The organism is Capnocytophaga sp. H2931, from assembly GCF_002302535.1.
Classification (GTDB): domain Bacteria; phylum Bacteroidota; class Bacteroidia; order Flavobacteriales; family Flavobacteriaceae; genus Capnocytophaga; species Capnocytophaga canis.
In genome coordinates this window covers 1,650,001-1,662,018 of the sequence record NZ_CP022381.1, presented here as the reverse complement: position 1 = coordinate 1,662,018, position 12,018 = coordinate 1,650,001, and the positions used below count along the sequence as shown (strand labels likewise).

The following is a 12,018-nucleotide window of genomic DNA, read 5'->3' as shown; positions in this document are numbered from 1 at the left end:
AAAAGAGCGTTATATTCAAACTGCGAAATGTATGAAAATAATTCAATAGATTAGAAATTGGAATTATTTTAGTATTTTTGCTCTTGAAAAAAACATATGATTATGAGACTCTTTTTCCAATTTCTATTCACTGTATTCGTATTCAGTATGACGACATTGTCAGCTCAATCAAAGCCTGATCCAAAAACATATATTGCCTACCGCGTAACCGAAAAAATAGAAATCGATGGTAAGGACAGTGAATTATCATGGCAAAAATCGGAATACACCGATGATTTTATTGATATTGAGGGAGTTAAAATTCCACATTTCAAAACCAACGTGAAAATGCTCTATGATGATGATTATTTTTATTTCTTCGCAAAGATGGAAGAGCCTCATATTTGGGCAACTCTCAAAGAGCGTGATACAGTTATTTTTCATAATAATGATTTTGAAATTTTCTTAGATCCTGATAATGATTCACATAACTACTATGAATTTGAAGTTAACGCACTTAATACTGTTTGGGATTTATTCCTTACCAAACCGTATCGCGAAACTAATAAAGTACTGGATGGCTGGGATATCAATGGATTAAAATCCGCTGTGTACGTGAATGGTACACTCAATAACGCCTCAGATATAGATACTTTCTGGAGTGTAGAAATCGCCATCCCGTGGGCAGCAATGCGAGAAGCTCACAAGCAAAACAATATCCCTACAAACAAGTTTTGGAGAGTGAATTTTTCTCGTGTACAATGGGATTTTGACCTTACGAATGGACGATATGATAAAAAGAAAGACGCCTACGGAAAATATTTACCTGAGTACAACTGGGTATGGTCTCCACAATGGAAAATTAGTATGCATGAACCTGAATTGTGGGGCTATGTCTATTTTTCGGATAAAATAATAGGTCAAAAAGATAGTTTTGAACTACCAAAAGATGAATCTATAAAAAGATATTTATATGATTTATATCATTTTAGCAAAAAAAACTCATCTCAAAAACTCATAACCGAAACCAAAAAAGGAACGACGATTGCAAACAAAAAAATCATTCCGAAGTTCAATACAAATCCGCATTTTTGGAACATTTCCGTGGTAAGTCCATTTTCTGGAGAAACCATCGTGATTTTCCAAGATGGTAAAGTAGAGGTATTAAAAAAATAATACCTCTGAATAGATGTAGAAAATTTTATAAAAAACTGCATCCTTTTTTAGTAGCAATTTTCTACAAACAGTCACGTTTTTTTCCTTGAAGAATACGCCTTACTTGCTCCATATGTCTCTGATTGTGGTAAACCACAAACTGCAAAGTATCTCCCAAGCGAAGACGCAGGAATCTGGAAATGGAAATTTTGGTTTTTAGTTGAGTCAAATCCGTAGTGTGGGCTTTTTGTAGTAAATCAAGGAGTTGGTTTTGCTGACGGATAAAAACTTGCAAACAATTCTTTGTAAGCCTACGCCCTTTGGGATTCATTTTAGTGGCGGTTTTCATTTTGTTGAGCCGAGGTTTGGGCCGAATAAGTTTCACAAAATAATTGCCTAAAAATCCGCTTTTGAACAGATTACGGTTGCTTTCATCAGCTTTTGCTATACACGAAGCTATTTCGGGCAGATAAAAATTTCCGTACAAGTTCAGGTGTTCGATACATTCCAAAATACTCCAAGTATCATCATTGGGGCTATGGCTGAGTTCTATTTCGGATTTTAGTAGCAGCACTTCTGCAAAGGTTTTATTTTCAAGCGTTATCTGCGTAAGCGTGTCTAACAATTGTTTTCTGTCCATCTTTTTTTGAGGGCAAAGGTCAGCAAAATGGAGGTGCTAAATCTTGATTGACGTCAATGTTTTTTTGAGTCTGGAAAGCGTCTCTTCGGTCATTCCCAAATACACGGCGATATGTCTGTGCGGAATTTGCTGAAAAAGTTTCGGATTTCGTTTCAAAATTCGCTGGTAGCGTTCTCTGGGCGAGGATAAGAGCAAATCTTGTTCGCGTTCCAATTGGTCAACAAGTAGTTTTTCTAAAATTTTGGTATAAATCCACAAGTTTTCGGAAGATTTTTGTACAAATGCCATAAAATCAGACTTAGAAACCACCGCCAAACGACACTTTTTGATTGCCTGAATATACAATTTGGATTTCTGTTCCGTGATAAAAGAATCCAATGCCGTGATTACATCATTCTCGTACCCGAACCTTAGTATTTTGTCTTCATTTTCGGTAAAAAATCCGATTTTCAAACTTCCCTCTTTCACAAGATAAATATGCGTGTCTTTCGTATCGGGCGTTTTTAAAAACGCTCCTCTTGGGATAACGATTTCCTTTCCCAAGGAAAAGTTTTCCGTAAAAATCGTATCGAGATTCATTGTAAGATGTGTTTTTTAAAGTAATTTGAAATTGAAAATAACAAAACGTTTGTCAATAAATCTCAGTTTCTCTTTACAACAAAAGTTTTTCACTTTTGGTAATGACTACTTTTCGCTGTTTCTTTCTTTTTTAATGTGTTTTTTTTCGGCTGTGCGATTCCATTGTGGTTTTTGTCGTAGCCTTTGTCGTGGTCTTTGAAAAAAAACGGCACCAAAATCAATAGTAAAACCGATACCGCTCCTACAATCATCACCGTAACCGCTCCTTTTTTAAGCTCTTGGGGCGTGATTAAGGTATCGTATTCCCACAAATCGGCTAAAAAATAAGTACTAACTGATAAAATAATCAGCACAACGATAATTCCTATAATGTATTTCATCTTTCAGGTTTTTTTAATGTTTTGTTTGAAAATGGCTATAAAGTTAAGCGTTCTGTCTGTCAGGCTTCGACTTCGCTCAGCCTGACAAAAATGAAACATCATACTTTTTAACTTACATCTTCCTTAAAATTTCTTGTTTTTTAAGCTCAAAATCTTCTGCCGTGATGATGTTTTCATCGAGCAAGATTTTCAGTTTGCGAAGCTGTTCGGCGGCATCGGCATTTCCTTTGGCAAGCATCGAATCGGTTTGTTCGTTAAACTTCTTACCGATTTCCATACCCACGCCAAATTGCAGCCCCGCTCCGGCAAGTCCGCCCTCGTTACGCGCCGCATCGCGTAAAGCACGCAGTTTCTCTAATTCCACATAATCCAATCCTGCTTCTTTGGCAGCTTGTACATCGGCACTGATATCGGCAACACGACCGATACGCTCCTGCGTAGCCTCGTCAAATTGCGTTCCTACGATACGAAAATCGGTAAGTTCGAGCCCCAAATTTCCATATTCGCTATTGATTTCACGCTTGATTTCTTGGGCGATGTCGTGAATTTTACCGTCTATTTCAATGTAGGAATATTTTTTTTCGTGAATGTTTTGGGCAATAAGCTGTGGAATACGCTCGGCAACCGTTTTGCTCATCGCTTCTGCTTCAAATTCATCGGTTTCGCCAATAATTTCGGTATAAAAATACTTGGGATTGGCAATTCTGTACGAAAAATTTCCGTTTAGCCCCAATTCCACAGGGATTTTATAAGTGGCATCAATGAATTTGATGGGATTTGGCGTTCCCCAACGCTGATTGAGAATCTGTGCCTTACGGAAAAAATAAATTTTGAGTTTATGCTCACTGTCAAAATTCTGACGCAGATTGACAAGCGTGGTGATAAACGGATGGTTGTCGGTTTTAAGGTTATAAATCCCCTCTTCTTCGATGATTTCCACCAACGTCCCTTCATACACCAACGCACAGCCCTGCGAGGGAGCAACAATGAGTTTAGAAGCGTTGATAATTTCATCGCGTTTTGACGGATATTTCCACCAAATGACACTCGGTTTCGGATTTTTCCACTCGATGACGGCGGAAAGTTGATTGCTAAAAATGTTGAGTATGCTCATCTTTTTTTGATTTTATCGTTGGGTTAATTTTTCTCTAAGTTCAAGTTTCTCTAATTTACCTTCTTTGGTATTGAGAATAAAAGAATCATAGTTGCTTATTAAATAACCGTCTTTTATTTTAGCAACAAAGTCATCGCTTAGATAGTGCATATCTTTATGACTTTGTAAGCTAAGTTTTATCTCGCCTGTTTGGGCATCAAGCACTTGAAAAAAGTAGGGACTGCTTTCTGCCCATTCGTGTTTGAAATGGATAAGCACCTCATTGTCATCATAATGCAACACTTCGGGCTTAAAATAAAATCGTTCAGGGGTAAAATTCTCATAAGATAAAACTTGAGACTCTTTGTCTATATATAACTCACCTTTGAACCAGCGAAAAAAATACCTCTTATATGGATACCCCGCTTGTCCTTGTCTTTTTACTTTAAAAAGCTCAGGTAGTTTATCTTTATCTTTTCTTGAAAAAACAAATCGAGTTACTCCTTGTGGAGCAATCGGATTTTGGGCAATCAGCTGATCCATTTCTTTACGATTTCCATATAAAATCGCCTGATTAAGCTTGGGAAAATAATAATACTCTTTGCCTAAATTATTGGTTATTTCAAGTGAATTTTCATAGGCACTGTTTGTGTCTATTTCGGCAAAGCCTTTTTCAAATTCAGGCAGTCCGATGGTTTGCGGTGTTACTTCACTGATGCTCAATGTGTTCTCGTCTAATAAAAACAGGCGATTTTTATTGATGACGATATAGGTTTTGCCTTCGTCCATTTTTTTCCATTTAATAATAGGGTAAAAACCTTCTACATTAATTGGTACCGCAGCGATTTCTTCAAACGTTTGGGCGTGAAAAAAGCCAAAAGTGGGTTTGTAAGTTTGGTTAGGATGATTTCCAGAAACAATAGAGCCCACCACGATGGCAATGGGTTCGCCGTCTTTATCGGCTGTGGGTATAATTTCTTGAATATTCCAATAGGGCTTGTTTTCTTGAACCGCAGCCGTGGTGGGGGTGTAGGTTGATTTGGACGGCAGCAACGAAATTACCACCATCATCATCACAAACACCGCCATCGCAAGCCCTAAAAATTTGAGTGCTTTTAGATGTTTTGCCGAAAACTGAGGCGTATCATAACTGTGCCGATGATTGATGTTAATATCATCATTATCAATAAAAAACTCTGATTTACAGCTCTTACAGCGGTAATAATCGGTTTTGGTTTCGGTCGCTTGTGTGCTGCCACACTGCGGACATTTGATGGGTTTGATTCGTTTTGCCATTTTTGAAATTGATTTACGAACCACAAATATAGTTTTTTTATAATAAGCTACAAATGAAAGAAATAAAATTTGATTAGATAGATGATTAAAAAAATAGGAAGAAACAAATGATTTGGTTCTATTAAAAACTTCTTAGCCTTTCCTTTTAGCACTTCGAATTTTATGTTCACTCTATCAATGACAATCATCACACTTACATTTCATTTTTGAAAGTTCCACTTCAAATGTAGTATGGTGAATATGTTCATGTTGGAGAGTATGTCTTATTTCTTTTTTAAGTTGGTCAATTTCTTCAAAAGTGCTACTGTCTTCTATTACCAAATGAGCTGTAAGTGCGTTTTCCTGGCTGCTCAATGCCCAAATATGAATGTGATGCACCGAACAAACCTTGGGATGCGACTCCATAATTTGCCTTATTTTATCCACTTTTATACTTTGAGGCACACCATCAAGGATGAGTTTTACGCTTTCGGTAAGCAGATTCCAGGTGGAAACCAAAATCACCACTGCAACCACCAAACTGGTCAGCACGTCGGCAGTGTACCATCCCGTAAAATGGATAATTACTCCCGATACAATCACCCCTACGGATACCAGAGCGTCTACCAACAAATGCAGAAAAGCCCCTTTTACATTGATATCCTGTTTTTGCCCTTTGTAGAAAAGAAAAGCAGATAAAGCATTGATAATAACTCCAATAGTCGCCGTTATGATGATCATACTACCCGCCATTTCGGGGGGAGCGTCAAAACGTTCGATAGCCTCAAGGATAATTTTCACGGCAATATACACCAACAGTACCGCATTGATAAACGAAGCTAAAATAGAAGCTTTTTTGTAACCGTAAGTAAATGAATACGTAGCTGCTTTCTGAGTAAGTTTCAGTCCGAGAAGTGAAATGACCAAACTGGCAACATCGCTCAGGTTATGACTTGCGTCCGAAATAAGCGCCAAGGAATTGATTCGGAACCCCACGACGAATTCAATAATCGTGTACACTAAATTCAACCCGATACCTATATAAAAAGCTCGGTTGATGCTCTCCAAACTCGCCACGCTATGGCTGTGTCCTTCATGTAAATGTTCCATTGCGATTTCTTTTTGTTATTTTTAATTGGTTTAATCTCTCGCTACAAAGATACTGCTTTTTTTAGGGGAAAAACTCATAAAATGAACCTTTGTAAGTTGAATGTAGCAATAGTTTTTTAACTCGTTGCGAATTTGTATTTAGGAATCACCAAAAATACAACATTATTTTACATAGAATTCTTTCATTTTTTACTATTTTTGTATTCTAAGAATCAGGATAATGGCGTGTTATATTTTTTAACATTCAATAAAGTTATAACTTTATCCTGATTGCTATTTTTATATTCAGAAATCTGACATATTTTGATAACAAAGCATCTTTTAAATAAAGACATGAAAATAACACTCATCTTGATAATAATATGCTCTTGGACTAAAGTACAAGCACAGTTCTTTGATAAATTAGCAGTAAGTGCCGAATATCGATATTTAGGACGAAATATAGCAGGATTAGGTCTAGAATATCGTGCTTCGAATAAAGATGAAGCGGTATTGAATATAGGAGCGAAAGCTTTTTATACCACAGTAAAAAGAAAAGCTAAAATATTACCTCAAATCAACATCGAATGTGGAAATTTCCTTAACGGAGGAGTTTCTATTACCCCCTATGCTATTGAACCTCAATTTATAATAAACGTATTAAACTTAATAAAATTGAATACAGGTTACGCTATCCCAATACACCAAGAAAAATATTTTAAAGGAATAACTTTTGGGTTACAAATCAACATCGCAGTTGGAAAATACTCGCGCTTTTACGATGATCTAAAGGTAGGCTTTTAGTGGGCTGTGGAAGTAGATAGATTGGAGGAATGACTAAATTCCAAACAAATACTATTATTGAATTCCTTTCACATCTAATTTCATATCTTTGTAAGCCTAAAAACAGTGTTATGTGATACCAAAAATCTAGGTAAGTATATGTGTTTAAATAAGGTACTATAGCAATTTTTTGACAATGAAAACATGGATTCTTTTTTTAATAACTCTAAAAGCTACAATAACTATGGGACAAAATACTAATCCACTACTATGCGACCCAAAAACAGGTATCTGTGAGACTTCACAATCCAACCAAAAATCAGAGAGAAACCTACAAAATCACTCAAAGAAAATAGAAATCATCTATTATACCGACCCGATTTGCTCTTCCTGCTGGGGGATTGAACCCCAATTAAGAAAACTAAAACTCGAATACGGAAATGAAATAGTTATAAATTACCATATGGGTGGTTTACTCCCAGATTGGAGTTATAACAGTGGCGGTATAAGCAAACCTTCTGACGTAGCCCATCACTGGGATGAAGTAAGCCCATACTACGATATGCCTATAGACGGTGATATTTGGCTTGAAAATCCATTAGATTCTTCTTATCCTCCTTCCATTGCTTTCAAGGCTGCTCAATTACAAGATAATGACAAAGCTGTAATTTTTCTGCGTGAATTGCGTGAAATGGTTTTCTTAGAAAAGAAAAATATCACTCAATGGGAACATATTGCCACAGCAGCTCAACAAGCAGGACTTGATATTTCAAAGCTGAAATCAGATTATGAAAATCAAGGGCGGAAAGAGTTTCAAAAAGATTTAGAATTAGCAAAAAAAATAGGCATTCGCGGATTTCCTACTGTAATTTTCATAAGTGGAAACAAGCAAGAAATCGTCTACGGAGCGAGACCCTATGCTTTATTTGAAATGGCCGTGCTTAAACTCCTTCCTGATGCTACAAAACAAGAATATCACAAAGATTGGAAGTCCCTTTTTAATTATTACCCTAGTTTGACCGCTCGTGAATTTACAGAATTATCAGGTATGCCTCGTAAAGACAGTGAACAGTTACTAAATGACCTTACTCAACAGGGCATTCTAAGTAAATTAGAAACGAAAAATGGAGCCATCTGGAAAATAAAGTAGTTAGTATTTGAAATTTCTATTCGTGTTTTAAAAAGTATGATGATATAAAAAATTGACAATCAGGGAGTAAAGTTGTATTTTTGTTGAATGCTAATAACAATTACACTCCATTGCCCCAATTGTCAAAGCGCAAAGATAGTCAAAAATGGGTTTCAAAGCTACACCGACCTAATTAGCAAAATCACGAATATTATAGAGGTTTGTCGTACTTGCTGATGGTTTGCCAATTTCCTAAAAACGAAAAATCGTACGTATTTACGCGGTTGTTTTGTACATTTTCGGCGAAAGCCTTAAAATCATTAAATCCGATGTAGCGACAAAAAATATCTTTGGTTTGGGGCGAAATGTTACTTCCGTTTTGGATTAATTTCCAAAATCGCCTGATGGTTTGGGAGCTAATCTGCTCTCGGATTTCCTCGCTAATTCTATCGGAAAGCAACTCACTATCGCGTTTGTCTTTGACGGATTTTCCAAATATTTTCTCTACTTCTTTGCGTAAAATGAGGTCTAAATCTGCGTTTGGCATTGGCTTGTTGGTTTTATTTTGCAAAAGTATTCAATTTGTGGTATTGTACCGAATTGAACCTGAAAAAGATAACGCCTCTACTTATTTTTGCACATAATTTTTAAAAACAAACAAAAATGAAGAAATTTTTTATGTTGGCTTTGGTAGCCGTAGCTTCGTTGGTAGCTTCTTGTGAGAAAAATAGTGATGACACTCAAACGGAAAATGTTCGTCTTGTAGGTACTTGGAAATGTGTTAAAAAAGAAAATGTAAAAGACGGAATACGAATTAACCCACAAAATGTAATAGACGATGGTTGTACAAAATATGTTTTTACCGACAAGGTATTGACTTATTTTTTCGTAAATCCAGAACCAGAAGTAAATGGAGAAGGCGAATGTATTAATCAGGAGCTATTATACAGAATAGAAAATGGTAGAATTTATAATGGATATTATGAAGAAGGTGAGTATATAGAGAATGATTTTGGATTCAAATTTATAGATGATGATACTTTTGAGGAATTTGAGGATACAACTGATGGAAAAAATGGTGTAATATCTACCTACAAACGCGTTAAGTAATTGGGTATTATCATTTCAGTTGTTTTTATTATACTCTTTATCATATTCATACACTATCAAAGGGCGAGGTAAGTAGGTAAAATCTATATCGTTTTTTAGGAATATTCATACTTTAAACAATATGACACTATGGAATCTGAAAAATATTTTAAAAATTTATCTAATAAAGAATTAGACTCTTTGTATGCTGTATTAGTTCGTCATCCAGAAAGTGCAGAGAATATGCGTCAAGCAAAAGAGATTGAAAAAATTATGCTTGATAGATATGAAACTTGTCATAACATTAAAATTGGCTTTAAAAACAATAATAAACTAAAACCTACCGAATTGAACCCCAAAAATACCTGATTATTCCCTACCTTTGCACAGAATTTCAAACCGATACGCTTCCGACCCCAAACGGGAGCGTTCGCGTTGGCTAACGAGAGCATACCTATTGACCAACGGAAGCGTACGCATTGAGAGGCATTAGCCAAGTCGCAGCAGTGTTGGGCAAATGTAAGGGCGACCCGAGCATAGCGAATAGGCAAAGCAATTGCAATACGCCCCTACAACAACAATAAAATATTTTAACTAACTTTAAATAATACTTACTTATGAACGAAATTAAGCTAAATGACATTTTACAAATTCCTATCGAAGATTTAAAAAGAACAAAAATTCGTCTTATCATAATGGTTGATAAAAATTGGAATCCGATAGAAATGTTTCAAGATAAGAAAACAGAATCTTTATTAGAAGGTCAATATTGGAATTATTCAAAAAATGTTTATCAAGAAGGCGAAATCACCATCGGGCTTGTGCGAATAAAAGATGATAAATGGCTGTTGTTCCACATTGGAAAGGTTACTAAAAAATTAGATATTTACGATGGTGTCGGATACGAGTACGAGGATTTAAAAGAATATCAAAAATATGTAGGACGATTAATTGTAGAATACAAAAACACAAGTCAAACATTGGTTCGCTGGGCGGAATCTATCATTAATGATTGTAAAGTTTCTCAAATATTGCCCGATATTTTTAATGAAGAAATTTTCCCAGGTTACGACAAGGTAAATCTTTCTTGGAAAGAATTATCAAAAGTTGTGGAAAAAGAGGTTTGGAAAACGGCTCTGGAAAATCAAAAAGGCGTGTATCTCATCACCGATGTTTCCAACAATAAACGCTATGTTGGCAGTGCCTACGGAGATAAAATGCTTTTGGGGCGTTGGAAAAATTATGTAGAAAATGGACACGGAGGAAATAAAGGTTTATTAAATTTGGATTTTGACCATATCAAACAAAATTTCCGTTATTCTATTTTGGATATTTTCAAATCGACCATTGATGACGAGGTTATTATTCAAAGAGAGCAATGGTGGAAAAGGGTTTTACTATCGCAACAAGAAGAATTTGGTTATAATAAAAATTAATGACTCCTATGAAAAAAGTGGTTTTTAGCTTGGGCGGAGAGGGTTTTGGTGTCGATATTGTGCGTGTAACCGATGGCAAACGAAGCAGTTATGGGGTTGAATCAAGTTCTTGCTTTGGCGAATTTACAGGCGATATGAACGACAGCGGAACATTGAGCCATCTCGACAATGATACCATTGAAGAAGCCTTTAAGAAGTTGGACAAAATCTGCCCCGAATGGTATATCTTTTCTCCCTTAATGGTGTCTTTTGAATACCGCGAATATGTTGCCAAACAATATGTGGAAGGACTCAATACGAGTCGTAAAGATTTAAAAGATTGGATTACAAATAGTGAATGGGAAAAAATTTTGGGAATTGAACTGACCTATCACGACAACCCCATCACGCCGAAAGCACAGAAATCGGCATACCCACAACATTGGTCGTACAAGCTCAAAAAACTGAAAATAGTAGCCATCACAGGGGCTGGAATCAGTGCCGAGAGTGGCGTAAAAACCTTTCGCGATGCAGACGGACTTTGGGAAGGGCATAATATTATGGAGGTGGCAAGTCCAGAAGGTTTTGCCAAAAATCCTGCTTTGGTATTGGAATTTTACAACCAACGCAGACGACAACTCAAAGAGGTCGTTCCCAACCCAGCTCATTTATTATTAGCCCAATTGGGGAAATATCATCAGGTAGTGGTGGTTACCCAAAATGTAGACGACCTCCACGAAAGAGCAGGAAGCACGGATATTATTCACCTACACGGAGAACTTTTAAAGATGCGTGGGGTGGACAATTCGGAAGTGGTTTATCCTTGCGAAGGCGATATTTTGGTGGGCGATTTGAGTCCGTCCAAAGCCCAGTTGCGCCCACATATTGTTTGGTTTGGCGAGAGCGTTCCGATGATTGAAAAGGCAATTGAAGAAGTCAAAACCGCTGATGTACTGCTAGTTATCGGAACCTCTTTGCAAGTGTATCCTGCCGCAGGACTCATCGACTATGCTCCGAACACCGCCCAAATATATTACATCGACCCCAATCCTGCCCCTGTGGGCAATACTAAAATAAAAGTCGTTAAAGACAAGGCTTCCACAGGCTTGGAAAAAATCCTCGGATACCTGCATTCACATTTTGATTATTATCCGATTCCACAACGACCCCGTTAAGAAAAACAAACAAAGAGATATTCAACCAGAGAAGATGTTTTTCAATGATTTTAGATACTTGGTTTCCAGTCGAATGGCATCACTTGTGCGTAAAAAGACACTTTTCGGGTGCGTCTTTCCACATCGTAAGAAGCAAATGACATTGATGATATGTTTTTTGTGCGTTTCACAGGGCAATTCACTAAATAATCAACTAATAATCAAAAGAATAGACGAATTATATAAAATATTTATAAG

At 36.5% G+C, this 12,018-nt stretch carries 14 protein-coding genes; 7 read left to right on the top strand and 7 right to left on the bottom strand.

Annotated features, from left to right (window positions below; all coding sequences use genetic code 11):
- Nucleotides 1-102 precede the first annotated feature (102 nt).
- On the top strand, nucleotides 103-1,155 hold the full coding sequence (locus CGC52_RS06985) for a carbohydrate-binding family 9-like protein (RefSeq protein WP_095893881.1): 1,053 nt from the start codon (nucleotides 103-105) through the stop codon (nucleotides 1,153-1,155).
- Between the two features lie 61 nt (nucleotides 1,156-1,216).
- Here CGC52_RS06985 and CGC52_RS06980 read toward each other — a convergent pair whose 3' ends face one another.
- The 6 genes from CGC52_RS06980 to CGC52_RS06955 all read right to left on the bottom strand — a co-directional run bounded on the left by CGC52_RS06980 (nucleotide 1,217) and on the right by CGC52_RS06955 (nucleotide 6,211).
- Complete coding sequence (locus CGC52_RS06980; protein WP_095893879.1) at nucleotides 1,217-1,774, bottom strand: DinB family protein; 558 nt, start codon at nucleotides 1,772-1,774, stop codon at nucleotides 1,217-1,219.
- A 36-nt stretch (nucleotides 1,775-1,810) separates the two neighbouring features.
- Nucleotides 1,811-2,353: a Crp/Fnr family transcriptional regulator gene (locus CGC52_RS06975; RefSeq protein ID WP_095893878.1), complete on the bottom strand. Its 543-nt coding sequence runs from the start codon at nucleotides 2,351-2,353 to the stop codon at nucleotides 1,811-1,813.
- A gap of 89 nt (nucleotides 2,354-2,442) precedes the next feature.
- On the bottom strand, nucleotides 2,443-2,733 hold the full coding sequence (locus tag CGC52_RS06970; protein ID WP_095893877.1) for an outer membrane assembly protein: 291 nt from the start codon (nucleotides 2,731-2,733) through the stop codon (nucleotides 2,443-2,445).
- A gap of 112 nt (nucleotides 2,734-2,845) precedes the next feature.
- Nucleotides 2,846-3,847, bottom strand: a complete 1,002-nt coding sequence (locus tag CGC52_RS06965; RefSeq protein WP_095893876.1) for an SPFH domain-containing protein — start codon at nucleotides 3,845-3,847, stop codon at nucleotides 2,846-2,848.
- A gap of 12 nt (nucleotides 3,848-3,859) precedes the next feature.
- Entirely contained in the window at nucleotides 3,860-5,122 is a 1,263-nt protein-coding gene (locus CGC52_RS06960) for a hypothetical protein (protein ID WP_095893874.1), read from the bottom strand.
- A 174-nt stretch (nucleotides 5,123-5,296) separates the two neighbouring features.
- On the bottom strand, nucleotides 5,297-6,211 hold the full coding sequence (locus tag CGC52_RS06955; RefSeq protein ID WP_095893873.1) for a cation diffusion facilitator family transporter: 915 nt from the start codon (nucleotides 6,209-6,211) through the stop codon (nucleotides 5,297-5,299).
- A gap of 333 nt (nucleotides 6,212-6,544) precedes the next feature.
- Between CGC52_RS06955 and CGC52_RS06950 the strand changes: the two genes are divergently transcribed.
- Entirely contained in the window at nucleotides 6,545-6,994 is a 450-nt protein-coding gene (locus tag CGC52_RS06950) for a hypothetical protein (protein ID WP_095893871.1), read from the top strand.
- Nucleotides 6,995-7,217: 223 nt separating this feature from the next.
- Nucleotides 7,218-8,123, top strand: coding sequence for a DsbA family protein (locus tag CGC52_RS06945; protein ID WP_095893870.1), 906 nt, complete (start codon nucleotides 7,218-7,220; stop codon nucleotides 8,121-8,123).
- A 190-nt stretch (nucleotides 8,124-8,313) separates the two neighbouring features.
- Here CGC52_RS06945 and CGC52_RS06940 read toward each other — a convergent pair whose 3' ends face one another.
- Nucleotides 8,314-8,649, bottom strand: a complete 336-nt coding sequence (locus tag CGC52_RS06940) for a hypothetical protein (RefSeq protein WP_095893868.1) — start codon at nucleotides 8,647-8,649, stop codon at nucleotides 8,314-8,316.
- A 116-nt stretch (nucleotides 8,650-8,765) separates the two neighbouring features.
- On the opposite strand from CGC52_RS06940, the gene CGC52_RS06935 reads away from it, so the two are divergent.
- The 4 genes from CGC52_RS06935 to CGC52_RS06920 all read left to right on the top strand — a co-directional run bounded on the left by CGC52_RS06935 (nucleotide 8,766) and on the right by CGC52_RS06920 (nucleotide 11,781).
- The gene (locus tag CGC52_RS06935; protein ID WP_042008874.1) at nucleotides 8,766-9,212 is read left to right on the top strand and encodes a hypothetical protein; all 447 of its coding nucleotides are present in this window, start codon (nucleotides 8,766-8,768) and stop codon (nucleotides 9,210-9,212) included.
- Between the two features lie 129 nt (nucleotides 9,213-9,341).
- Entirely contained in the window at nucleotides 9,342-9,560 is a 219-nt protein-coding gene (locus CGC52_RS06930) for a hypothetical protein (protein WP_095893866.1), read from the top strand.
- Between the two features lie 248 nt (nucleotides 9,561-9,808).
- Complete coding sequence (locus CGC52_RS06925) at nucleotides 9,809-10,627, top strand: GIY-YIG nuclease family protein (RefSeq protein ID WP_095893865.1); 819 nt, start codon at nucleotides 9,809-9,811, stop codon at nucleotides 10,625-10,627.
- 443 nt (nucleotides 10,628-11,070) lie between these two features.
- Nucleotides 11,071-11,781, top strand: coding sequence for an NAD-dependent deacylase (locus CGC52_RS06920; protein WP_232751856.1), 711 nt, complete (start codon nucleotides 11,071-11,073; stop codon nucleotides 11,779-11,781).
- Nucleotides 11,782-12,018 lie beyond the last annotated feature (237 nt).

Coding starts and splice junctions, on each gene's coding strand:
- CGC52_RS06925 (WP_095893865.1), top strand. CDS start 9,809: ATGAACGAAATTAAGCTAAATGACATTTTACAAATTCCTATCGAAGAT.
- CGC52_RS06965 (WP_095893876.1), bottom strand. CDS start 3,847: ATGAGCATACTCAACATTTTTAGCAATCAACTTTCCGCCGTCATCGAG.
- CGC52_RS06975 (WP_095893878.1), bottom strand. CDS start 2,353: ATGAATCTCGATACGATTTTTACGGAAAACTTTTCCTTGGGAAAGGAA.
- CGC52_RS06950 (WP_095893871.1), top strand. CDS start 6,545: ATGAAAATAACACTCATCTTGATAATAATATGCTCTTGGACTAAAGTA.
- CGC52_RS06980 (WP_095893879.1), bottom strand. CDS start 1,774: ATGGACAGAAAACAATTGTTAGACACGCTTACGCAGATAACGCTTGAA.
- CGC52_RS06945 (WP_095893870.1), top strand. CDS start 7,218: ATGGGACAAAATACTAATCCACTACTATGCGACCCAAAAACAGGTATC.
- CGC52_RS06970 (WP_095893877.1), bottom strand. CDS start 2,733: ATGAAATACATTATAGGAATTATCGTTGTGCTGATTATTTTATCAGTT.
- CGC52_RS06960 (WP_095893874.1), bottom strand. CDS start 5,122: ATGGCAAAACGAATCAAACCCATCAAATGTCCGCAGTGTGGCAGCACA.
- CGC52_RS06930 (WP_095893866.1), top strand. CDS start 9,342: ATGGAATCTGAAAAATATTTTAAAAATTTATCTAATAAAGAATTAGAC.
- CGC52_RS06985 (WP_095893881.1), top strand. CDS start 103: ATGAGACTCTTTTTCCAATTTCTATTCACTGTATTCGTATTCAGTATG.
- CGC52_RS06935 (WP_042008874.1), top strand. CDS start 8,766: ATGAAGAAATTTTTTATGTTGGCTTTGGTAGCCGTAGCTTCGTTGGTA.
- CGC52_RS06940 (WP_095893868.1), bottom strand. CDS start 8,649: ATGCCAAACGCAGATTTAGACCTCATTTTACGCAAAGAAGTAGAGAAA.
- CGC52_RS06955 (WP_095893873.1), bottom strand. CDS start 6,211: ATGGAACATTTACATGAAGGACACAGCCATAGCGTGGCGAGTTTGGAG.